At 64.2% G+C, this 22,305-nt stretch carries 20 protein-coding genes; 17 read left to right on the forward strand and 3 right to left on the reverse strand.

Features of this window, described 5'->3' with window-relative positions; genetic code table 11:
- The first annotated feature begins 171 nt into the window (after positions 1-171).
- From edd to L1O02_RS07585, 11 genes are all read left to right on the forward strand, one after another.
- Positions 172-1,998 carry a phosphogluconate dehydratase gene (gene edd, locus L1O02_RS07535; RefSeq protein WP_060844422.1) on the forward strand — a complete coding sequence of 609 codons (1,827 nt, stop codon included), beginning with the start codon at positions 172-174 and terminating at the stop codon, positions 1,996-1,998.
- Positions 1,995-2,951 carry a glucokinase gene (locus tag L1O02_RS07540; RefSeq protein WP_060844421.1) on the forward strand — a complete coding sequence of 319 codons (957 nt, stop codon included), beginning with the start codon at positions 1,995-1,997 and terminating at the stop codon, positions 2,949-2,951. The genes edd and L1O02_RS07540 overlap by 4 nt, the downstream gene beginning before the upstream one ends.
- Before the next feature lie 108 nt (positions 2,952-3,059).
- Positions 3,060-3,791: a response regulator transcription factor gene (locus L1O02_RS07545; protein WP_060840683.1), complete on the forward strand. Its 732-nt coding sequence runs from the start codon at positions 3,060-3,062 to the stop codon at positions 3,789-3,791.
- The gene (locus L1O02_RS07550) at positions 3,781-5,250 is read left to right on the forward strand and encodes an ATP-binding protein (protein WP_281063682.1); all 1,470 of its coding nucleotides are present in this window, start codon (positions 3,781-3,783) and stop codon (positions 5,248-5,250) included. The genes L1O02_RS07545 and L1O02_RS07550 overlap by 11 nt, the downstream gene beginning before the upstream one ends.
- 226 nt (positions 5,251-5,476) lie before the next feature.
- Complete coding sequence (locus L1O02_RS07555; RefSeq protein ID WP_235759745.1) at positions 5,477-6,736, forward strand: AGE family epimerase/isomerase; 1,260 nt, start codon at positions 5,477-5,479, stop codon at positions 6,734-6,736.
- 116 nt (positions 6,737-6,852) lie between these two features.
- Positions 6,853-8,145 carry an ABC transporter substrate-binding protein gene (locus L1O02_RS07560; protein WP_060840680.1) on the forward strand — a complete coding sequence of 431 codons (1,293 nt, stop codon included), beginning with the start codon at positions 6,853-6,855 and terminating at the stop codon, positions 8,143-8,145.
- 187 nt (positions 8,146-8,332) lie between these two features.
- On the forward strand, positions 8,333-9,241 hold the full coding sequence (locus tag L1O02_RS07565) for a sugar ABC transporter permease (RefSeq protein WP_060840679.1): 909 nt from the start codon (positions 8,333-8,335) through the stop codon (positions 9,239-9,241).
- The gene (locus L1O02_RS07570) at positions 9,234-10,079 is read left to right on the forward strand and encodes a carbohydrate ABC transporter permease (protein WP_019094567.1); all 846 of its coding nucleotides are present in this window, start codon (positions 9,234-9,236) and stop codon (positions 10,077-10,079) included. Before L1O02_RS07565 ends, L1O02_RS07570 begins: the two co-directional genes overlap by 8 nt.
- 3 nt (positions 10,080-10,082) lie before the next feature.
- Complete coding sequence (locus tag L1O02_RS07575; RefSeq protein WP_060840678.1) at positions 10,083-11,243, forward strand: ABC transporter ATP-binding protein; 1,161 nt, start codon at positions 10,083-10,085, stop codon at positions 11,241-11,243.
- An 88-nt stretch (positions 11,244-11,331) separates the two neighbouring features.
- Positions 11,332-12,681, forward strand: coding sequence for a carbohydrate porin (locus L1O02_RS07580; protein WP_235759746.1), 1,350 nt, complete (start codon positions 11,332-11,334; stop codon positions 12,679-12,681).
- A gap of 130 nt (positions 12,682-12,811) precedes the next feature.
- Complete coding sequence (locus tag L1O02_RS07585) at positions 12,812-13,666, forward strand: D-hexose-6-phosphate mutarotase (RefSeq protein ID WP_060844419.1); 855 nt, start codon at positions 12,812-12,814, stop codon at positions 13,664-13,666.
- 45 nt (positions 13,667-13,711) lie between these two features.
- On the opposite strand, the gene L1O02_RS07590 is transcribed toward L1O02_RS07585, so the two are convergent.
- Positions 13,712-14,572 (reverse strand): MurR/RpiR family transcriptional regulator, encoded by an 861-nt coding sequence (locus tag L1O02_RS07590; protein ID WP_170001736.1) that lies wholly within the window; start codon positions 14,570-14,572, stop codon positions 13,712-13,714.
- A 226-nt stretch (positions 14,573-14,798) separates the two neighbouring features.
- Here L1O02_RS07590 and zwf point away from each other — a divergent pair, with 226 nt between their 5' ends.
- Genes zwf through L1O02_RS07605 form a run of 3 tightly spaced genes read left to right on the forward strand, consistent with a single transcriptional unit; the run spans position 14,799 to position 17,651 of the window.
- Positions 14,799-16,268 (forward strand): glucose-6-phosphate dehydrogenase, encoded by a 1,470-nt coding sequence (gene zwf, locus L1O02_RS07595; RefSeq protein ID WP_060840675.1) that lies wholly within the window; start codon positions 14,799-14,801, stop codon positions 16,266-16,268.
- Positions 16,255-16,968, forward strand: a complete 714-nt coding sequence (pgl, locus tag L1O02_RS07600; RefSeq protein ID WP_108545346.1) for a 6-phosphogluconolactonase — start codon at positions 16,255-16,257, stop codon at positions 16,966-16,968. Before zwf ends, pgl begins: the two co-directional genes overlap by 14 nt.
- A gap of 17 nt (positions 16,969-16,985) precedes the next feature.
- Positions 16,986-17,651, forward strand: coding sequence for a bifunctional 4-hydroxy-2-oxoglutarate aldolase/2-dehydro-3-deoxy-phosphogluconate aldolase (locus L1O02_RS07605; protein ID WP_235759747.1), 666 nt, complete (start codon positions 16,986-16,988; stop codon positions 17,649-17,651).
- 170 nt (positions 17,652-17,821) lie between these two features.
- On the opposite strand, the gene L1O02_RS07610 is transcribed toward L1O02_RS07605, so the two are convergent.
- Together L1O02_RS07610 and L1O02_RS07615 are read right to left on the reverse strand one after the other, a co-directional pair.
- The gene (locus L1O02_RS07610; RefSeq protein ID WP_235759748.1) at positions 17,822-19,012 is read right to left on the reverse strand and encodes an aminotransferase class V-fold PLP-dependent enzyme; all 1,191 of its coding nucleotides are present in this window, start codon (positions 19,010-19,012) and stop codon (positions 17,822-17,824) included.
- 13 nt (positions 19,013-19,025) lie between these two features.
- Positions 19,026-19,262 (reverse strand): DUF3820 family protein, encoded by a 237-nt coding sequence (locus L1O02_RS07615; RefSeq protein WP_015636734.1) that lies wholly within the window; start codon positions 19,260-19,262, stop codon positions 19,026-19,028.
- Between the two features lie 230 nt (positions 19,263-19,492).
- Here L1O02_RS07615 and L1O02_RS07620 point away from each other — a divergent pair, with 230 nt between their 5' ends.
- From L1O02_RS07620 to L1O02_RS07630, 3 genes are all read left to right on the forward strand, one after another.
- The gene (locus L1O02_RS07620; RefSeq protein WP_060840671.1) at positions 19,493-19,960 is read left to right on the forward strand and encodes a PA2169 family four-helix-bundle protein; all 468 of its coding nucleotides are present in this window, start codon (positions 19,493-19,495) and stop codon (positions 19,958-19,960) included.
- 155 nt (positions 19,961-20,115) lie between these two features.
- A complete protein-coding gene (locus L1O02_RS07625) occupies positions 20,116-22,104 on the forward strand; it encodes an FUSC family protein (protein WP_060840670.1) in 1,989 nt (662 codons plus the stop codon).
- Positions 22,091-22,297 (forward strand): DUF1656 domain-containing protein, encoded by a 207-nt coding sequence (locus L1O02_RS07630; RefSeq protein ID WP_060840669.1) that lies wholly within the window; start codon positions 22,091-22,093, stop codon positions 22,295-22,297. The genes L1O02_RS07625 and L1O02_RS07630 overlap by 14 nt, the downstream gene beginning before the upstream one ends.
- The last annotated feature ends 8 nt before the right edge of the window (positions 22,298-22,305 follow it).

Consider the following 22,305-nt stretch of genomic DNA (forward strand, 5'->3'; position numbering starts at 1 on the left):
AGAAATAGAAAACAAGCCTTTTTAGTGGCAATATTTTGTTTTATCTACAACGAGTGACCTGAATCAACTGGTCCAAATGGTCAGGAATGTCCTCCACTGTCCCTCGGTGGCGGGGCTTCTGATCAGCATAGACAAACAGGTCGCCACATCCGTTAGCCTGGAGTTCTACATATGCATCCCCGCGTTCTTGAGGTCACCGAACGGCTTATCGCTCGCAGTCGCGCCACTCGCCAGGCCTATCTGGCGTTGATTCGCGGTGCCGCCAGCGATGGTCCGCAGCGCGGCAAGCTGCAGTGCGCGAACTTCGCCCACGGCGTGGCCGGTTGCGGCGCCGAAGACAAGCACAGCCTGCGGATGATGAACGCGGCCAACGTGGCAATTGTTTCGTCATATAACGACATGTTGTCGGCCCACCAGCCTTACGAGCACTTTCCCGAGCAGATCAAGAAAGCCCTGCGCGAGATCGGTTCGGTAGGGCAGTTCGCCGGCGGCACCCCGGCCATGTGCGATGGCGTGACCCAGGGCGAGGCCGGCATGGAACTGAGCCTGCCGAGCCGCGAGGTGATCGCGCTGTCCACGGCCGTGGCCCTGTCCCACAACATGTTCGATGCCGCGCTGATGCTGGGGATCTGCGACAAGATCGTGCCGGGCCTGATGATGGGCGCCCTGCGCTTTGGTCATCTGCCGATGGTCTTCGTCCCGGGCGGGCCGATGGTGTCGGGGATCTCCAACAAGCAGAAGGCCGATGTGCGCCAGCGCTATGCCGAAGGCAAGGCCAGCCGCGAGGAACTGCTGGAGTCGGAAATGAAGTCCTACCACAGCCCCGGCACCTGCACCTTCTATGGCACCGCCAACACCAACCAGTTGCTGATGGAAGTCATGGGCCTGCACCTGCCCGGCGCCTCCTTCGTCAACCCCAACACGCCACTGCGCGACGCCCTGACCCATGAGGCGGCGCAGCAGGTCACGCGCCTGACCAAGCAGAGCGGCAACTTCATGCCCATCGGCGAGATCGTCGACGAGCGTTGCCTGGTCAATTCCATCGTCGCCCTGCACGCCACCGGCGGTTCCACCAACCACACCCTGCACATGCCGGCCATCGCCCAGGCGGCGGGCATCCAGCTGACCTGGCAGGACATGGCCGACCTGTCCGAGGTGGTGCCGACCCTGTCCCACGTCTATCCCAACGGCAAGGCCGACATCAACCACTTCCAGGCCGCGGGGGGCATGTCGTTCCTGATCCGCGAGCTGCTGGAAGCCGGCCTGCTGCATGAAGACGTCAACACCGTGGCCGGCCCCGGCCTGAGCCGCTACACCCAGGAGCCGTTCCTCGACAACGGCAAGCTGGTGTGGCGCGACGGTCCGATCGAGAGCCTCGACGAAAACATCCTGCGGCCGGTGGCCCGGGCGTTCTCCCCGGAAGGCGGCTTGCGGGTCATGGAAGGCAATCTGGGCCGCGGAGTGATGAAAGTGTCCGCCGTGGCGCCCGAACATCAGATCGTCGAAGCCCCGGCGGTGGTGTTCCAGGACCAGCAGGACCTGGCCGATGCGTTCAAGGCCGGCCTGCTGGAGAAGGACTTCGTCGCGGTGATGCGGTTCCAGGGCCCGCGCTCCAACGGCATGCCCGAGCTGCACAAGATGACCCCGTTCCTCGGGGTGCTGCAGGACCGTGGCTTCAAGGTGGCGCTGGTCACCGATGGACGTATGTCCGGTGCCTCGGGCAAGATTCCGGCGGCGATTCATGTCAGCCCCGAAGCCCAGGTCGGCGGTGCGCTGGCCCGGGTGCTGGACGGCGACATCATTCGCGTGGACGGGGTCAAGGGCACCCTGGAGCTCAAGGTCGACGCCGCCGAATTCGCCGCCCGGGAACCGGCCAAGGGGCTGCTGGGCAACAACGTCGGCACCGGCCGCGAACTCTTCGCTTTCATGCGCATGGCCTTCAGCTCGGCAGAGCAGGGCGCCAGCGCCTTTACCTCTGCACTGGAGACGCTTAATTGAAACTGGCCCTGGTCGGTGACATCGGTGGGACCAACGCGCGGTTCGCGTTGTGGAAGGATCAGCAGCTGGACGCGATCCAGGTGCTGGCAACGGCGGACTATCGCTGCCCGGAAGACGCCATCCAGGCCTATCTGCACGCCCAGGGCCTGGCCCCGGGCGCCATCGGCTCGGTGTGCCTGTCGGTGGCCGGTCCGGTCAGTGGTGATGAGTTTCGATTCACCAACAACCACTGGCGCCTGAGCCGCCAGGCGTTCTGCCAGGCCCTGCAAGTGGAGCGGCTGTTGCTGGTCAACGACTTCTCGGCCATGGCCCTGGGCATGACCCGTCTGCAGCCCGATGAGTTTCGCGTGGTCTGCGAAGGCGTTGCCGAGCCCTTGCGTCCGGCGGTGGTGATCGGCCCGGGCACCGGCCTCGGCGTCGGCACCCTGTTGAACTTCGGCGACGGCCGCTACATGGCCTTGCCGGGGGAGGGCGGCCATGTCGACCTGCCCCTGGGCAGTGCGCGGGAAACCCAGCTCTGGCAACACATCCATGCCGAGATCGGCCATGTCAGCGCCGAGACTGCCTTGAGCGGCGGTGGATTGCCCCGGGTGTACCGGGCGATCTGCGCGGTGGACGGTCATGAACCGCGTTTGCACACCCCGGAAGCCATCACGGCGGCCGGCCTGGCCGGTGATCCGATTGCCCGGGAAGTGCTGGAGCAGTTCTGCTGCTGGCTGGGGCGGGTGGCGGGTAACAACGTCCTGACCACGGGCGCGCGGGGTGGGGTGTATATCGTCGGCGGGGTGATTCCGCGTTTCGCCGATTTCTTCATCCACAGCGGTTTTGCCAGAAGCTTTGCCGACAAGGGCTGCATGAGCGATTACTTCAAGGGCATCCCGGTGTGGCTGGTGACTGCGCCGTACTCCGGGCTGACCGGTGCCGGCGTGGCCCTGGAGCAGGCCCAGGGCTGACACCGAGCAGCATGGGCGCAGGATCCGGCTTGCCGGCGAAGAGGCGGTAACAGGCCTCCCGCCATCAGGCATAATCGCGCTCCCTGCCCAACAATGAGGACGGCCCCGGTGAGTTCAGTCAGTAAGTCGATCTTGTTGGTTGACGACGATCAGGAAATTCGCGAGCTGCTGGAAACCTACCTCAGCCGTTGCGGTTTCCAGGTGCGCACGACCGCCGATGGCGCCGGTTTTCGTCAGGCCCTGAACGAGGCGCCCAGCGACCTGGTGATCCTCGACGTGATGCTGCCCGACGAAGACGGCTTCAGCCTGTGCCGCTGGATTCGCCAGCACCCGCGGCGCAGCCAGGTGCCGATCATCATGCTCACCGCCAGCTCCGACGAAGCCGACCGGGTCATCGGCCTGGAGCTGGGGGCCGACGACTACCTGGGCAAGCCCTTCAGCCCCCGGGAGTTGCAGGCGCGGATCAAGGCGCTGCTGCGCCGCGTGCAGTTCGCCCAGGAGCGGGTCGCCGGTGAAGTGTTGTGCTTCGACGAATGGCGCCTGGATGTGATCAGTCACCGGCTGTTCCACAACGACGGCGAGGAGGTGATTCTCTCCGGTGCCGACTTCGCCCTGCTCAAGCTGTTCCTCGACCATCCCCAGGAAATCCTCGACCGCGACACCATCGGCAATGCCACCCGCGGGCGCGACCTGATGCCCCTGGACCGCATCGTCGACATGGCGGTCAGCCGCCTGCGCCAGCGCCTGCGGGACACCGAAAAGCCGCCGCGGCTGATCCGCACCGTGCGTGGCAGCGGCTATCAGTTGGCAGCCAATGTGGTTGCCGGCAATGCTCTCTGAGGCATTGCGCGGCCTGCTGCGCCGGGTGCCGGTGCCCCGTTCCCTGCTGGGGCGCATGCTGCTGTTGACCTTGCTCGCGGTGTTGTTCGCCCAGGCGCTGTCCAGCGTGATCTGGGTTTCGCAGTTGCGCGCCACCCAGCTCGAAGGCCTGGTGACCAGCGCCCGCAGCCTGGCCCATTCGATGACCGCCAGCGTCAGCTACCTGCGTTCGTTGCCGGTGGCGTACCGGCCCCTGGTGCTGGACCAGTTGCGCAGCATGGGCGGCACCCGATTTGTCGTGACCCTCAATGACAAGCCCCTGGGCATGCAGGTGCTGCCCGCCACCCCACGCAAGGAAGCGGTGCTGCAGGCGGTGGAACAGGTGCTGCGCCAGTCCCTGGGCAATGACGCGGATATCTCGGTGACCTTTGTCAGCCCCGATGACCTGCGGATCTTCAATGGCGGCCTCAAGCTCGACGAGTTGCCCCGCTCCTGGGCCCATTACGCCCTGACCCTGGAGCCGGTGAATCCGCCGGTGCTGGTGACCCAGATCCAGATGGCCCCGGGGGAATGGCTGTACATCGCCTCGCTCTTGCCCGAGCCCTACACCAGCCTCGAAGAGCAGGGCCTGCCGGCGCAGCAGGTGTGGTTCATCCTGCTCACCAGCGGGTTTCTGCTGCTGTTCATCGGCCTCTTGGTGCACTGGCAGAGCCGGCCCCTCAAGCGCCTGGCCCGGGCCGCGCGGGACATGTCCCTGGGCGCCGACGTCGAGCCGGTGGCGGAGGGCGGCGGCAGTGAAGTGGTGGAAGTGGGGCGGGCCTTCAACAGCATGCGCGAACGCATCAGCCGCTACCTGACCGAGCGCAGCCAGCTGTTCAGTGCCATCTCCCACGACCTGCGCACCCCCATCACCCGCCTGCGCCTGCGGGTCGAGCTGCTGGAGGACGAGCAACTGCAAGCCAAGTTCGGCCGCGACCTGGACGAACTGGAACTGCTGGTCAAGGGCGCGTTGCAGTGCGTCAAGGACACCGACATCCACGAGAACATCGAGCCAGTGGATCTCAACCAGGTGCTCGATTGCCTGGTGGAGCCTTACCTGGCGCCCCACGGCAATGGCCGGGTAACCCAGCAGGGGCGGGCGCTGGCCAGTTACCCGGGCAAGCCCCTGGCGCTCAAGCGCTGCATGGGCAACCTGATCGACAACGCCCTGAAGTACGGGCAGAACGCCCACCTGTACATCGAAGACGACGACAGCGGCTTTGTCCTGCATGTCGACGACGAAGGCCCGGGTGTGCCGGAGCAGCGCCTGGAGCAGGTGTTCGAGCCGCATTTTCGCCTGGCCGGCCAGCAGCAGGGCTACGGCCTGGGCCTGGGCATCGCGCGCAACATCGCCCACAGCCATGGCGGCGAAGTCAGCCTGCAGAACCTGCGTGAAGGCGGCCTGCGGGTGACCCTGTACCTGCCCCGGACCTTCGACTGAGCGGCTGGCCTGTGCAGACGCTGACTTGTGTAGGAGCTGGCTTGCCAGCGAAGGCGTCCCCAAGGGCACTGCAGGATTCAAGGGCCTCTTCGCCGGCAAGCCGGCTCCTACGGGTGGAGCCGCGCAATGTCACGGTTTGGTGACATTGTGCTGGCCCTTCGTTACCTGCGGTTGCGAGCGGCTTGATTAGACTCAAGCCTTCGATAAAAACAACAACAGGCCACTCATGGACTCTCTCCCCCTGCCGCTGCGCAGTTGGCTGAACGCGCCCGCTCACCATTCCTGGCTCGCCGCCGAAGGCCTGCGCCTGCTGGATTTCGCCAAGGCTTCACGACTCGCCGAAGGCTTCGGCAACCTCGATGCCCAGGGCTGCCTGCCCGCCGGTGCCCAGGCCGAAACCATGAACACCGCGCGCATGACCCACAGCTTTGCCATGGCGCATGTCCAGGGCTTGCCGGGTTATGCCGGGCTGGTGGATCACGGTATCGCCGCGCTCATGGGGCCGTTGCGCGATGCCGAGCACGGCGGCTGGTTCGCCGTTGCCGGGCAGGCGGACGGCAACAGCACCAAGGCCGCCTACCTGCACGCCTTTGTCGCCCTGGCCGCCATCTCCGCGGTGGTGGCGCAGCGGCCGGGTGCCCAGGCCCTGCTTGAGGAGGCGATCCGGATCATCGACGGGCATTTCTGGAGCGAGGAGGAGGGCGCCATGCTTGAGTCCTTCAATCGCGACTGGAGCGAGCAGGAAGCCTATCGCGGCGCCAACAGCAACATGCACGCCACCGAGGCCTTTCTGGCCCTGGCCGATGTCACCCAGGACCCGCGCTGGCTCAACCGCGCCCTGCGCATCGTCGAGCGGGTGATCCATCAGCACGCCGCCGCCAACGACTTCATGGTGATCGAGCATTTCGACTGTGACTGGCTGCCCCTGCGCGACTACAACCGGGCCTTTCCCGCCGATGGTTTCCGTCCCTTCGGCACCACGCCGGGCCACGGTTTCGAATGGGCGCGCCTGCTCTTGCACCTGGAGGCGTCGCGCGGCCTGGCCGGGATGCTGACCCCGGGCTGGCTGGCGCTGGATGCGCAGCACCTGTTCGCGAGCAACTGCCGCCACGGCTGGGACGTGGACGGTGCCCCGGGCATTGTCTACACCCTGGATTGGGACAACCGGCCGGTGGTGCACCAGCGCCTGCACTGGACCCATGCCGAGGCCAGCGCCGCCGCCAGCGCCTTGCTCAAGCGCACTGGCGAGCAGCAGTACGAGGTCTGGTACCGGCGTTTCTGGGAGTTCTGCGAAGGGTATTTCATCGATCGCCAACAGGGCAGCTGGCATCACGAACTGGGCCGCGACAATCGCCCGGCCGCCGAGATCTGGGGCGGCAAACCGGACCTCTATCACGCCTGGCAAGCGGTGCTGATTCCGCGCCTGCCGCTGGCGCCGAGTATGGCTTCGGCTTTGGCCCAGGCGTCTGTTCCGGGCCTTGTGTAACCATGTCGTGACATTTCACCGTCGCTTCGTTACCCGAACGTTCGACTAGGCTGTTTAGACTCGTGTGCAGCGCAAGCACCAGACTTGCATGCATAACAACAAGAAAGGTACTTCAAATGAATGCGATTTCTCGCCTCGCCACTGTCATTTCCCTTGCCTCTCTGTTTCCCCTGAGTGCCCTCGCCGCCGACTCCAAAGGTTCCGTGGAAGTTGTCCACTGGTGGACTTCGGGTGGCGAAAAAGCCGCCGTCGATGTGCTCAAGGCCCAAGTGGAAAAAGACGGTTTCACCTGGAAGGACGGCGCCGTGGCCGGTGGTGGCGGCTCCACCGCAATGACCGTGCTGAAAAGCCGCGCCGTGGCCGGTAATCCGCCGGGCGTCGCCCAGATCAAGGGCCCGGACATCCAGGAATGGGGCAGCACCGGCCTGCTCAGCACCGACACCCTCAAGGACGTGGCCAAGGCGGAAAACTGGGACGGCCTGCTGTCGTCCAAGGTGGCCAACACCGTCAAGTACGAAGGTGACTACGTCGCCGTGCCGGTGAACATCCACCGGGTCAACTGGCTGTGGATCAACCCGCAAGTGTTCAAGAAGGCCGGGATCGACAAGGCCCCGACCACCCTCGAAGAGTTCTATGCCGCCGGCGACAAGCTCAAGGCCGCGGGCTTCATCGCCCTGGCCCACGGTGGCCAGCCGTGGCAGGACAGCACCGTGTTCGAAGACGTGGTGCTCTCGGTCATGGGCCCTGAAGGCTACAAGAAAGCCCTGGTGGACCTGGACCAGAAGACCCTCGCCGGCCCGGAAATGGTCAAGGCCTTCGCCGAGCTGAAGAAGATCACCGGCTACATGGACCCCAACCGCGCCGGGCGTGACTGGAACATCGCCGCCGCCGACGTGATCGGCGGCAAGGCCGGCATGCAGATGATGGGCGACTGGGCCAAGAGCGAGTGGACCGCGGCGAAGAAGATCGCCGGCAAGGACTACCAGTGCGTGCCGTTCCCGGGCACCGACAAGGCCTTCACCTACAACATCGACTCCCTGGCGGTGTTCAAGCTCAAGGCCGATCGCAAGGGTGACATCGCCGCTCAGCAGGACCTGGCCAAGGTGGCGCTGGGCAAGGACTTCCAGAAGGTCTTCAGCATCAACAAGGGCTCGATCCCGGTGCGTACCGACATGCTCAATGACATGAGCGCCGAGGGCTTTGACTCCTGTGCCCAGGCCTCGGCCAAGGACTTCCTGGCGGACGAGAAGACCGGCGGCCTGCAGCCAAGCATGGCGCACAACATGGCCACTTCCCTGGCGGTGCAGGGCGCGATCTTCGACGTGGTCACCAACTTCATGAACGACAAGGATGCGGACCCGGCCAAGGCCAGTGCGCAACTGGCCTCGGCGGTCAAGGCCGCGCAGTAACTGCGCACGCCGCAGCCCTGTCTGCGGCGATTTATCTGACGATGCTTCCCCCCTTCTGTAGGAGCGAGCTTGCTCGCGATGACGGCCTGACATTCACCCTGGGTGTCGACGGCTGGATCGCTATCGCGAGCAAGCTCGCTCCTACAGAGGGCGCGTCGGACTTCATTCCTTCAACCGGGTTATTGCGATGAGCTCTGTGGCGGTTTTCAGCAAGGCCTCACCCCTGGACGCATTGCAGCGCTGGCTGCCCAAGCTGGTGCTGGCGCCAAGCATGGTGATCGTGCTGGTGGGGTTCTACGGTTACATCATCTGGACGTTCATTCTGTCCTTTACCAATTCCAGCTTCATGCCGAGCTACAAGTGGGTCGGCCTGCAGCAGTACCTGCGGCTGATGGACAACGACCGCTGGTGGGTGGCGAGCAAGAACCTCGCGCTGTTCGGCGGCATGTTCATCGCCATCAGCCTGGTGCTGGGGGTGTTCCTGGCGGTGCTGCTGGACCAGCGCATCCGCAAGGAAGGCTTCATCCGCACCGTGTACCTCTATCCCATGGCGCTGTCGATGATCGTCACTGGCACTGCCTGGAAGTGGCTGCTCAACCCCGGCCTGGGCCTGGACAAGATGCTCCGCGACTGGGGCTGGGAGGGCTTTCGCCTGGACTGGCTGGTGGATCAGGACCGGGTGGTCTACTGCCTGGTGATCGCCGCCGTGTGGCAGGCCTCGGGCTTTGTCATGGCGATGTTCCTCGCCGGTCTGCGCGGTGTCGACCAGTCGATCATCCGCGCCGCCCAGGTCGACGGCGCGAGCCTGCCGACCATCTACCTGAAGATCGTTCTGCCGAGCCTGCGCCCGGTGTTCTTCAGCGCCTTCATGATCCTCGCCCACATTGCCATCAAGAGCTTCGACCTGGTGGCGGCAATGACTGCGGGCGGCCCGGGCTACTCCTCCGACCTGCCGGCGATGTTCATGTATTCCTTCACCTTCAGCCGGGGCCAGATGGGCATCGGTTCGGCCAGCGCCATGCTGATGCTCGGTGCCGTGCTGACCATCCTGGTGCCGTACCTGTACTCCGAACTGCGAGGCAAGCGTCATGACTAACTCCCTCGCCAAGCCGACCCTGAACTTCAGCCGGATCGCCATCTACGCCACCTTGCTGCTGGCGGCGGCGGTGTACCTGATTCCCCTGGTGGTGATGCTGCTGACCAGCTTCAAGACCCCGGAAGACATCCGCACCGGCAACCTGCTGAGCTGGCCCCAGGTGGTGGACGGCATTGGCTGGATCAAGGCCTGGGACACCGTGGGCGGCTACTTCTGGAACTCGGTGAAGATCACCGTGCCGGCGGTGCTGATCTCCACCTTCATCGGTGCAATGAACGGCTACGTGCTGTCGATGTGGCGCTTTCGCGGCTCCCAGCTGTTCTTCGGCCTGCTGCTGTTCGGCTGCTTCCTGCCGTTCCAGACCGTGCTGCTGCCGGCCTCGTTCACCCTCGGCAAGTTCGGCCTGGCCAATACCACCACCGGCCTGGTGCTGGTGCACGTGGTCTACGGCCTGGCCTTCACCACGCTGTTTTTCCGCAACTACTACGTGAGCGTGCCGGATGCCCTGGTCAAGGCGGCGCGCCTGGACGGCGCGGGGTTCTTCACCATCTTCGGCAAGATCCTGCTGCCGATGTCGGTGCCGATCATCATGGTCTGCCTGATCTGGCAGTTCACCCAGATCTGGAACGACTTCCTGTTCGGCGTGGTGTTTGCCAGCGGCGACGCACAACCGATCACCGTGGCCCTGAACAACCTGGTCAACACCAGCACCGGGGCCAAGGAATACAACGTTGATATGGCGGCGGCGATGATCGCCGGGCTGCCGACACTGCTGGTCTACATCTTCGCCGGCAAGTATTTCCTGCGCGGGCTGACGTCCGGCGCAGTCAAGGGGTAAAGCATGGCCACTCTCGAATTACGCAACGTCAACAAGACCTACGGTGCCGGCCTGCCGGACACCCTGAAGAACATCGAGCTGAAGATCGACGACGGTGAGTTCCTGATCCTCGTCGGCCCGTCCGGCTGCGGCAAATCCACCCTGATGAACTGCATCGCCGGGCTGGAGCACATCAGCGGCGGGGCGATCCTGGTGGACGACGCAGACATCAGCGGCATGAGCCCCAAGGACCGAGACATCGCCATGGTGTTCCAGTCCTACGCGCTGTACCCGACCATGAGCGTGCGCGACAACATCGCCTTCGGCCTGAAGATCCGCAAGATGCCCAGCGCCGAGATCGACGCGGAAGTGGCGCGGGTGGCCAAGCTGCTGCAGATCGAGCACCTGCTGACCCGCAAGCCGGGCCAGCTTTCCGGTGGCCAGCAACAGCGGGTGGCCATGGGCCGGGCCCTGGCGCGGCGGCCGAAGATCTACCTGTTCGACGAACCGCTGTCCAACCTCGACGCCAAGCTGCGGGTCGAGATGCGCACCGAAATGAAACTGATGCACCAGCGCCTGAAGACCACCACGGTCTACGTCACCCACGACCAGATCGAAGCCATGACCCTGGGCGACAAGGTGGCGGTGATGAAGGACGGGATCATCCAGCAGTTCGGTACGCCGAAGCAGATCTACAACGACCCGGCCAACCTGTTCGTGGCGAGCTTCATCGGTTCGCCGCCGATGAACTTCATTCCCCTGCGCCTGCAACGCAAGGACGGCCGCCTGCTGGCCCTGCTGGACAGTGGCCAGGCCCGTTGCGAGCTGCCCCTGGGGCCGCAGGACGCCGGGCTGGAAGACCGCGAGGTGATCCTCGGCATTCGTCCGGAGCAGATCTCCCTGGCTCCCGCCGAAGCCAATGGCTTGCCGACCCTGCGCGCCGAGGTCCAGGTGGTCGAGCCCACCGGCCCCGACACCCTGGTGTTCGTCACCCTCAATGGCACCAAGGTCTGCTGCCGTCTGGCTCCGGATCAGGCGCCCGATGCCGGGGAAACCCTGACCCTGCAGTTCGATCCGGCCCGGGTGCTGCTGTTCGATGCCCAGAGCGGCGAGCGCCTGGGGACGGCCGCGGCGTCGATGAGCGAAACCCGTGGCGGTAACGTTGCGCAGTTCAAGGGCCGTTGAATCCATGGCGGATGGCCTGTCATCCGTCGCACCCGCTGTAAACCACGTTGGATAGATCGTTAATAACAATAAAGACGAGGATGTAGGGATGAAAAAGCGACACAGCAACACCCGGCTGCTCTGCCAGTTGTCGGCGCTGGCGGCACTGGTCCTGTCCGCCAATGCCATGGCCGACGAGGCGTTCAGCGCCGACTCCAAGTGGATGACCGGCGACTGGGGTGGTGAGCGCACCAGGCTGATCGAGCAGGGGATCGACATCAAGGCCGACTACGTCGGGGAAATGGGCGCCAACCTGCGTGGTGGCTACAACGACGACAAGACCGGGCGCTACAGCGATCAGTTCGGCCTTGGCGTGGCCTTCGATCTGCAGAAGCTTCTGGGCTGGGACAACACCCAGGCCAAGATCCAGCTGACCAACCGCAACGGCCAGAACATCTCCAATGACCGCATCGGCGACCCCCGTGCCGGCACCCTGAGTTCCTCCCAGGAAGTCTACGGCCGTGGCCACATGGTCCGTCTGACCCAGTTGTGGGTTCAGCACCAGTTCCTCGACGGCAAGCTGGACGTCAAGGCCGGTTATTTCGGCGAGGGCGAAGACTTCAACACCTTCCCCTGCGAGTTCCAGAACCTGGCCTTCTGCGGCTCCCAGGTGGGCAACTGGGCCACCGGCATCTGGTACAACTGGCCGGTCAGCCAGGCGGCGTTGCGCATCAAGTACCACATCACCCCCGAGCTGTATGCGCAGATCGGCGCCTACAACCAGAACCCGTCGCAGCTGGAACACGGCAACGGCTTCAAGCTCAGCGGCAGCGGCACCAAGGGCACGGTATTGCCGGTGGAACTGGTCTGGTCGCCCAAGCTCAATAATCTGCCGGGCGAGTACCGCGTCGGTTACTACAAGAGCACGGCCGACGCCAATGATGTGCGCAAGGACGTCAACGGTCAGGACGCCGCGGACACAGGCGACGCCTATCGCGTGCACAACAGCAAGCACGGCTACTGGTTCGTCGGGCAGCAGCAACTCACCACCCATAACGGTGACGCTTCCCGTGGCCTGAACATCGCCGCCAACGCCACCTTCCACGACAAGGACACCAACGTCGTCGACAACTACCAGTCGTTGATGTTCGTCTACAAGGGCCCGTTCGACGCCCGTCCGAAAGATGACGTGGGCATCGGTTTCGCGCGTATCCACGTCAACGACGATGTGCGCAAGAACGCTCAGTTGATCAACGAGGACAACGGCATCAGCAACTACGACAACCCGCTGTACATGCCGCTGCGCGACACGGAATACAACTACGAGATCAACTACGGTTTCCACGTGACCAACTGGCTGACCGTGCGCCCCAACCTGCAATACATCACCCATCCGGGCGGCGTGGATGAGGTGGATAACGCGTTGGTGGCCGGTCTGAAAATTCAGTCGGTGTTCTAGAGCTGTTGCGATAAGCTCCTCCTCCATGTGCGCATTTTGCGGATGGCCCAGGCCGTCCGCTTTTTTTTGTGGGGCAGGCGCATTCCCCTCATGAATATCGAGACAGCAGTGATTTTCAGGACCGCGGCCCATGCATGAGCATCCGCTACAACGCTTTTTCAAATCCTTGCGCGAACGCCCGGTGTTCGCCTGGGAGCGCTATCAGATGCGCGATGTGCTGGTGATTGATCACCCGCTGTGCCAGGCGGTGTTCAGTCGCCAGGGCGCCCAGTTGCTGCACTTCCAGCCGGCCGGGCAGAAGCCCTGGCTGTGGTGCGCCTCGAAGTGGCCGCAAGTGGGGGCGATCCGTGGCGGGGTGCCGGTGTGCTGGCCCTGGTATGGCCGTCACCCTAGCGAGAATGCCTGGCCGTCCCACGGTTGGGCGCGGCTGCTGGACTGGAAGCTGCTGGACAGCAGCAACGATGAAGACGGCGTGCGCCTGCACTGGCAATTGCAGCTGTGCGACTGGAAGGTCGACCTGCATGCGCACCTGGGCCAGAGCATGGACCTGCGCCTGAGCACCGAGCATCAGGACACTGAACCCTGTCAGTTGAGCCAGGCTTTGCACGCTTACTGGCGTATTGGCGACGTCGGTGAGGTAGCGCTGTCTGGACTCGATGGCGCCCAGGGTTACGATCAGTTGAACCGCCAGGCCTGCCAGCAGCAGGGCGAGTTGCGGGTCGAGGGCGGTTGCCAGCGGGTGTTCCAGCACGAAGGCGAATTGCAGCTCAAGGATCACGCCTGGCAGCGCGAGCTGTGCATCGATACCGGTGACGATGCCGACACCGTGGTCTGGCATCCGGGGAGCCGGCCGCTGCTGGGGGTGAGCTGGAATGAGGTGTCGCGGTTTGTCTGCGTCGAAGCGGCTGCCGGGGGCACCGACAGCCTGTGCCTGGCGCCGGGGGAGCAGGCGCACCTGAGCTTGCAGGCGCGGGCTGCGGTGTAGGACGCAGGTTGCGGTGTAGCCGGCAGGCCGGCGAACCGGCCTGCCTCAGTTGAACTCGTCGCCCACCGGATAGCGGCTGGCGTTGAGGCTTTCCTTGATCTTGCGCAGGTGCGGCTGGAAGTCCACGCCCCGGCGCAGGGTCATGCCGGTGGCCAGCACGTCGAGCACGGTGAGCTGGATGATCCGCGAGGTCATCGGCATGTAGATGTCGGTGTCTTCCGGCAGCGGGATGTTCAGGCTCAAGGTACTGGCCTTGGCCAGGGGCGAGTTCTCTGCGGTCAGCCCCAGCACCGATGCGCCGTTTTCCCGGGCAATGCGTGCCACTTCCACCAGTTCGCGGGTGCGGCCGGTGTAGGAGATGATCACGAACAGTTCGCCGGTGTGAGCCACCGAGGCGATCATGCGCTGCATCAGCACGTCGGCATGGGCGGTGACCGCCAGGTTGAAACGGAAGAACTTGTGCAGCGCATCCATGGCCACCGGGGCCGAGGCACCGAGGCCGAAGAAGTGGATCTGCCGGGCCTGGATCAACAGGTCGACGGCCTTGCTGATCAGGTTCGGGTCCAGGGCCTGGCAGGCGCTGTCCAGGGAGGCGATGGCGCTGCCGAAGATTTTTTGCGTGTAGGCTTCGGGGTTGTCGTCGGCCTCCACCGCGCGGCTGACGTAGGCCGCGCCGCTGGCCAGGCTCTGGGCCAGTTGCAGCTTGAGTTCCGGGTAGCCGCTGACGCCGAAGGAGCGGCAGAAGCGATTGACCGTCGGCTCGCTCACCGAAGCGGCCTGGGCCAGGGCGGCGATGCTGAAGCGAGTCGCCTGCTGCGGGTTGAGCAGGATGACTTCGGCGACTTTACGTTCCGCTTTGTTCAGTTCTTCAAGGCGGTTCTGGATCTGCTCCAGAAGATTTCGCACTCGGTCCATTAAAGTTTCCTAGATCGGCTAGACAGGCGCCGCGGCAGAGCCGCGACAAGCGCCCGCAATGCGAAGTTGAGAGGAGGCCTATCCTACTGATGGCTCGGAACGACCACCACCTGGAATCTGTATTTTGTAAAAATGTTGTGTTTATTACTACATTTTTCCTTGAGTGATGCCTTGAAAAAAGGTATTTGTAGCTTAACTTGATAAAAGAACAAACATCATGCCTTCGATTACGGTTGAACCCTGCACCTTTGCCTTGTTCGGCGCGCTGGGCGATCTGGCGCTGCGTAAGCTGTTTCCTGCCTTGTACCAACTCGATGCCGCCGGTCTGCTGCACGACGACACGCGGATTCTGGCCCTGGCCCGTGAGCCGGGCAGCGAACAGGAGCACCTTGCGAACATCGAAACCGAGTTGCGCAAGTACGTCGGCGACAAGGACATCGATGCCCAGGTTCTCAAGACCTTCCTGGCCCGCCTGAGCTACCTGCACGTGGATTTCCTCAAGGCCGAGGACTACGTGGCGCTGGCCGAACGCGCCGGCAGCGAACAGCGGCTGATCGCCTACTTCGCCACTCCGGCTGCGGTCTATGGCGCGATCTGCGAGAACCTGTCCCGGGTCGGGCTCAACCAGCACACCCGCGTGGTCCTGGAAAAGCCCATCGGCTCGGACCTGGATTCCTCGCGCAAGGTCAACGACGCGGTGGCCCAGTTCTTCCCGGAAAACCGCATCTACCGGATCGACCACTACCTGGGCAAGGAGACGGTGCAGAACCTGATCGCCCTGCGTTTCGCCAACAGCCTGTTCGAAACCCAGTGGAACCAGAACTACATCTCCCACGTGGAAATCACCGTGGCCGAGAAGGTCGGCATCGAAGGCCGCTGGGGTTACTTCGACAAGGCTGGCCAACTGCGGGACATGATCCAGAACCACCTGCTGCAGCTGCTGTGCCTGATCGCCATGGACCCACCGGCGGACCTCTCCGCCGACAGCATCCGTGACGAGAAGGTCAAGGTGCTCAAGGCCCTGGCGCCGATCAGTCCGGAAGGCCTGACCACCCAGGTGGTGCGCGGCCAGTACATCGCCGGCCACAGCGAGGGCCAGTCGGTGCCGGGTTATCTGGAGGAAGAAAACTCCAACACCCAGAGCGACACCGAAACCTTCGTCGCCCTGCGGGCCGATATCCGCAACTGGCGTTGGGCCGGGGTGCCGTTCTACCTGCGCACCGGCAAGCGCATGCCGCAAAAACTGTCGCAGATCGTCATCCACTTCAAGGAACCGTCGCACTATATCTTCGCCCCCGAGCAGCGCCTGCAGATCAGCAACAAGCTGATCATCCGCCTGCAGCCGGACGAAGGCATTTCGCTACGGGTGATGACCAAGGAGCAGGGCCTGGACAAGGGCATGCAACTGCGCAGCGGTCCGCTGCAACTGAATTTTTCCGACACCTATCGCAGCGCGCGGATCCCCGATGCCTACGAGCGGTTGTTGCTGGAAGTGATGCGCGGCAATCAGAACCTGTTTGTCCGCAAAGATGAAATCGAAGCCGCGTGGAAGTGGTGTGACCAGTTGATCGCCGGGTGGAAGAAGTCCGGTGATGCGCCCAAGCCGTACGCGGCCGGGTCCTGGGGGCCGATGAGCTCCATTGCACTGATCACGCGGGATGGGAGGTCCTGGTATGGCGATATCTGATTTGCAACTGCCGGCGGGTGTAGCCGCCCACGAGTTCCGCAGCCCGACCCTGTTGGCCGAAGGCCAGGCACTGCGCGTGGCCCACCTGCTGCGCGAGGCCATTGCCGCCCGCGGCAAGGCGACCCTGGTGGTGTCCGGTGGTCGCAGCCCGGTGGCGTTTTTCCAGGCCCTGGTCAAGCAGGAGCTGGATTGGTCCAAGGTGCTGATCACCCTCGCGGACGAGCGCTGGGTGCCGGTGGAACACGCCGACAGCAATGCCGGCCTGCTCAAGCGTTACCTGCTTCAGGGGCCGGTGGCCAAGGCCGGTTTCTTAAGCCTCTACAGCGCTGCGGCCAATCTGGAGGAGGCGGCCCAGCAGGCCGATCGTCTGCTGGCCGAGTTGCCGGGCATCGATGTGCTGGTACTGGGCATGGGCGATGACGGACACACCGCGTCGCTGTTTCCCAACAGCCCGAACCTGACCGAAGCGCTCCAGGCCGACGGCACTCGCCGCTGCTGGCCGATGCTGGCACCAAGCGTGCCCCATCAGCGCCTGAGCATGAGTCGGGCCTTGCTGGCCTCGGCCCGTCATTCGCTGTTGTCGATTTCCGGTCAGTCCAAGCTGGCCACCCTGAGTGCCGCACTGGCTGGTGACGCTGTCGCCGAGATGCCGATTCGTGCCTTCCTGCAAACCCCGTTAGAGATTTACTGGTGCCCATGAGCCAAGGATCAGCCGCTATGACAAACCTATCCCCGACCGTTTCCATGGCGGACAAAGTTGCCCTGATCGACAGCCTCTGCGCCAAGGCGCGGATCCTGCCGGTGATCACCATCGCCCGGGAGCAGGATGTACTGCCACTGGCCGATGCCCTGGCCGCCGGTGGCCTGACGGCCCTGGAAGTGACCCTGCGCTCCCAGTTCGGCCTCAAGGCCATCCAGATCCTGCGCGAGCAGCGTCCGGAGCTGGTGACCGGTGCCGGCACCGTGCTCGATCCGCAGATGCTGGCCGCGGCGGAGGCGGTGGGCTCGCAGTTCATCGTCACCCCGGGGATTACCCGTGACCTGCTGCAAGCCAGCGTGGCCAGCCCGATCCCGCTGCTGCCGGGGATCAGCAACGCCTCCGGAATCATGGAGGGGTATGCCCTGGGTTATCGCCGCTTCAAGCTGTTCCCGGCGGAAGTCAGTGGCGGTGTGGCGGCGATCAAGGCCCTGGGCGGGCCGTTCGGCGAAGTCAAATTCTGCCCGACCGGCGGCGTCGGCCCGGCCAATATCAAGAGCTACATGGCCTTGAAGAATGTGATGTGCGTGGGCGGTAGCTGGATGCTCGATCCCGAGTGGATCAAGAACGGCGACTGGGCGCGGATTCAAGAATGCACGGCCGAGGCCCTGGCCCTGCTGGACTGAAGTTTTATCTGATTCGTTGGTGTGTTCTACGGCTTTACGGTGCGCTTGGTCGGTGCACCGTTTTTTTTTGCCTGGAGAAAAGTCCGGTAGCGTTCGAGCGCCCCGGCCTGCAACGCGGCGATGCTTGGCAGGCGCGGCTGTTGCCGGGCCGGGGGCGCTGCTCGCGGATCTTAATGGCGGGCCAGATCGGTCACGGCCTGGATCAGCCGCTGCATGTGCTCAAGGGGTGTCGCCAGCCCCGGCGTGATGCGGATGCAGGGGCCGAACCCTGCGCCGTTGCGGACCACGGTGAACAGGTTGTAGTCCTGCAGCAGGCGATTCACCAGGGCCTGCTGGTCTGGGTGCCCGGTGAAGCGCAGGGCGCTGATGGCGCAGCACAGGCGCGGGTCCCGCGGGGTCATGATCTCGACCCCCGCCAGCTCGCGCAGCGCTTCGCTCCAGGTGTGTCGCAGGTAGTTCAGGCGCGCGCCCTTGGTTGCCGCGCCGCCCATGGCCCGGTGTTCCTCGAACACCCGGGGCAGGGTCATCAGCGCAGGAATGTTCGGGGTGCTGTAGGGCGTGCGGGCGCGCACGTCGTCCCTTGGAAAGTGGAACTCGCCCATGTCCGGGTCGATGTCGTCCAGGCGCTCGGGGTGGATATAGAGAAAGCCCAGGCTCAGCGGTGCGCCGATCCATTTATGCAGGTTGAAACCGGCGAAGGCGATGCCCAGCTCGGCCAGGTCGAAGTCGATCTGGCCCAGGGCATGGGCGCCGTCGAGGATGATATCGACGCCATGTTCCCGGGCCGCGGCGGCAATCGCCTGGACCGGCATGACCAGGCCGCTGCGATGAGTGACGTAGGTCAGGGGCATCAGTTTGAGCCTGGGGTAACGCTGGAAGGCAGTGGTGTAGGTGCCGACAAGGCTGTCAAAACTGGCAGGGTGCGCGTGGACGATTTCTATCACTTCGACCCCGCGCTGGCGGGCCAGCCAGCGCATGGCGCTTTTGACCGTGTCGTACTCCAGGTCGCTGACCAGGACCTGGTCGCCCGGTTGCAGGCGGTTGTAGTTGCGGATCAGCGACTGCAGGGCGTCGGAGGCGCAGCGGGTCAGGGCCACGGCATTGTCCGGGGCCCCCAGCAGTGCGGCCAGCTGGCCGCGGATCTGCAGGGCGTCGACCTGTTCGAAGCGCTGGCGTACCAGCACCGAGTTGCTGCGGTTCACCCATTGGATGTGGTGCTGGTATTCCTCGGCCACGGTGCGGGTCATGCGCCCGAAATAGCCGTTTTCCAGGTTGATCGGGCCCGGTTCGAGGTCGAACTGGCGGGCAATGCCTTGCCAGTGTTGTTCGTCTCGGGCAAGTGTGTCGGCAGTCCTTGGCATGGCGGGCTCTTGTTCAGTGACGGGGCTTGGGTTTGCCGTGTTTGGCGCGCAGCGGGTCCAGCAGGTCGGACAGGCCGTTGTGGTCGATTTCCTGCATCAGGGCCAGCAGGCCACCCAGTTCCCCCTTGGGGAAGCCTTCGCGGGCGAACCAGTTCAGGTAGGGGCCGGGCAGGTCGGCGAGGATGCGGCCCTTGTATTTGCCGAAGGGCATTTCCCGGGTGACCAGCAGTTCAAGTGTTTCAGGAGTCATGGGGGTCGCCTGGCGGTGGTACGAACGCCTGTGAAAATACAGGCATTCTGCATGCAGGCCAAATGACAGATCATGCAAATAACGCGGATACAGATTTTTGGCTATTGGCTAACTAATTGAAATATAAGTAAAAAATTTATATCCAGTGTCTGGCATGGCGGGTGCAAAGGTTAGGTCAGCAGTTAACTCAACCGTTGACTCAACTCTCCCCACCCGTAAGGAACCAGAAAATGACTGACTTGAATAAAGAAGCGATTTCGGTACTCAACAGCCTGATCGAGACCAGCAAGGACGGTCAGGAGGGGTTCAAGACCTGTGCCGAAGACATCAAGCATCCGGAGCTCAAGGCGCTGTTCATCAAGCGCTCCAGCGACTGCGCGACGGCCGCTGCGGAATTGCAGGCGGTGGTGCGCTCCATGGGCGGCGATCCGGAAACTTCCACCAGCGTCAGCGGTGACCTGCATCGCCGTTGGGTCGACCTCAAGTCGCTGGTGACCGGCAAGGACGAGGAGTCGGTGCTCAACGAGGCCGAACGCGGTGAAGATCACGCGCTGAAGTCCTACAAGGAAGCCCTGGAGAAAATCGGCAAGCACAACCTGGTGGGGATTCGTGATGTGGTGGAGCGCCAGTACCACGGCGTGCAACGCAATCACGATCAGGTCAAAGCCTTGCGCAACCAGGCCCGTGCCCGTTCGTAAGTCATAAACCTGTCAAAAACGCCAGCCAGCCTGGCGTTTTTTTATGCCCGGGATTTAGTGCTGGACGGGATTTAGTTAGCTAGCTAATAATTAGCCCGCGCCCGCTCGTGGCGATCACGACTATGGTTAATTCATCCCTTCGAGAGTCCCGGTTCGTGCCTATTACCTTGCAGGCGTTGCTTGCGCCCAGCCTTCCCGCTTTGCAGTTCGCGATCAAGACCCTGTTGGGCGGCGGTCTGGCGCTCTGGCTGGCCTTGCGCTGGGGCCTGGAGCAGCCGGCCTGGGCGCTGATGACCGCGTTCATTGTCGCCCAGCCGTTGTCCGGAATGGTTCTGCAAAAGGGGCTGGCCCGGCTGCTGGGGACCTTGATCGGTACCCTGATGTCGGTGCTGTTCATGGGCCTGTTCGCCCAGACCCCCTGGCTGTTCCTACTGGCCCTGGCCCTGTGGCTGGGGGTGTGTACCGCCAGCTCCACGCTGCTGCGCAGTGCCTGGTCGTATTCCTTCGTGCTGGCGGGCTACACCGTGGCGATCATCGCCTTGCCCGCCATCAGCCACCCGTTGACCGTGTTCGATCAGGCCGTGGCCCGTTGCACGGAAATCTCCCTGGGGATCATCTGCGCCACGGCCAGCAGTGCCCTGATCTGGCCGATGCGGGTAGAGCGGCAACTGGCGGATCAGGCTCGCAGCGCCTGGCACAGCGGAATGCAGGCGGCCCGCGCGACCCTGGCCGGCGATGCGCTGGCACGCCAGGGCTTGCTGGAGATACTCGGGCGCATTGTCGCCGTGGATTCCCAGCGGGAACACGCCTGGTTCGAAGGGCCAATGGGCCGCCAGCGAGCGCGGGCCATCAGTGGCCTGAGCCAGAAGCTGCTGATGCTGTTGCGGATTGCCCGGTCGGTACGCCGCCAGTGGAAACAGTTGGACGCCGACGAGGCCCGGCAACTGCAGCCCCTGATGGAGCCGGTGCAGGAGGCCCTGGGCGGCTCCGACAAACAGGCTCTGCAGGCGTTGCGTCCGCGCCTGCTGGAGGCCTCCCATGATTCCCGGCTCAGCGCGGCGCAGAGCTTTTGCCTGGCACGCCTGGCGCTGCTGCTGGATACCGCCCTGGCGGCAAGCAACGCGCTGGAAGCGGTGCAGGAAGGGCGCGCGCCGCTGGAGCAGCCGGCGACCCTGACGCCTCATCGCGACCTGTCGCTGGCCCTGGTGTTCGGTGCTCGCAGTGCCTTGGCATTCCTGACCGTGGCCAGCTTCTGGCTGGCCACGGCCTGGCCGGCGGCCTCCGGGGCCATGCTCCTGACCTGCGTGGTCTGCAGCCTGTTCGCCAGTCGTGAAAACGGCGCGCAGATCGGCATGAGCTTCATGCGCGGTATCTTCCTGGCGATTCCGGCGGCGTTCCTGGTGGGGCAGATCCTGCTGCCGCAATGGAGCGGATTCGCGATGTTGGCCATGGCCATGGGGGTGCCGCTGTTCTTCGGCGCACTGGGCATGGCCAAGCCGCAGATCGGCGCCACGGCCACCTCGTTCTGCCTGCACTTCATCGTGTTGATCTCGCCGATGAACCGCATGAGTTTCGATGTCGCCAGTTTCTTCAATAACGCCCAGGCCATGGTGCTGGGGGTGGGGGCTGCGGTGCTGGCCTTTCACCTGTTGATCCTGCGCGATCCGGCCTGGCATGGCCGGCGTCTGTTGGCGGCGACCCTGAGCGATCTGGTGCGCCTGACCCGGCGTAACCTGCGGGGCGCGGAAAGCTGGTTCGGCGGGCGCATGGCCGACCGTCTGCTGCAACTGGCCCGGCATTACCCGGAGCTGCCGGAACCGGCCCGCAGCCGCTGGGACGATGGTCTGCTGGGCCTGGATATCGGTGACGAACTGCTGCACCTGCGCCTGAGTCTGGCGGTGGCCCAGGTGCCGGTTAGTGCCGCGCAGCGCGAGTATTTCGAGCACTTGCAACGGGTTCTGCAACAGGGACCGGCGGGCCCCTGCCAGGAAGCGCTGGCGCAGCCCAGCGCGACGTTGCTCGCCGCCCTGGAACAACAGCCGCCCAGCGACGCCTTGAAGCTGGCCAAGGGCGCGGTGGTGCAATTGCACAACAGCTGGCGCAGTTGGTGCCGGCAACAGGAGGACAGCCATGGGGCTGCGTGAGTGGTCGTTGGGCGGGGTACTGCTCAGCCCGTTTCTGATTTATGTGGTGCTGGCCCTGGTGGTCACCGCCGGCCTGCGAGGGCTGGTGCGAGTCACCGGGCTGGGGCGCTGGATCTGGCATGAAGCCCTGTTCGATTGCGCCCTTTACGTGTGTGTCCTGACCCTGATCACGGTGGTCCTGGGACCTTTATAAGGAGTTGA

Origin of the sequence: Pseudomonas sp. BC42, from assembly GCF_021560055.1 — a bacterium.
Lineage (GTDB): Bacteria > Pseudomonadota > Gammaproteobacteria > Pseudomonadales > Pseudomonadaceae > Aquipseudomonas.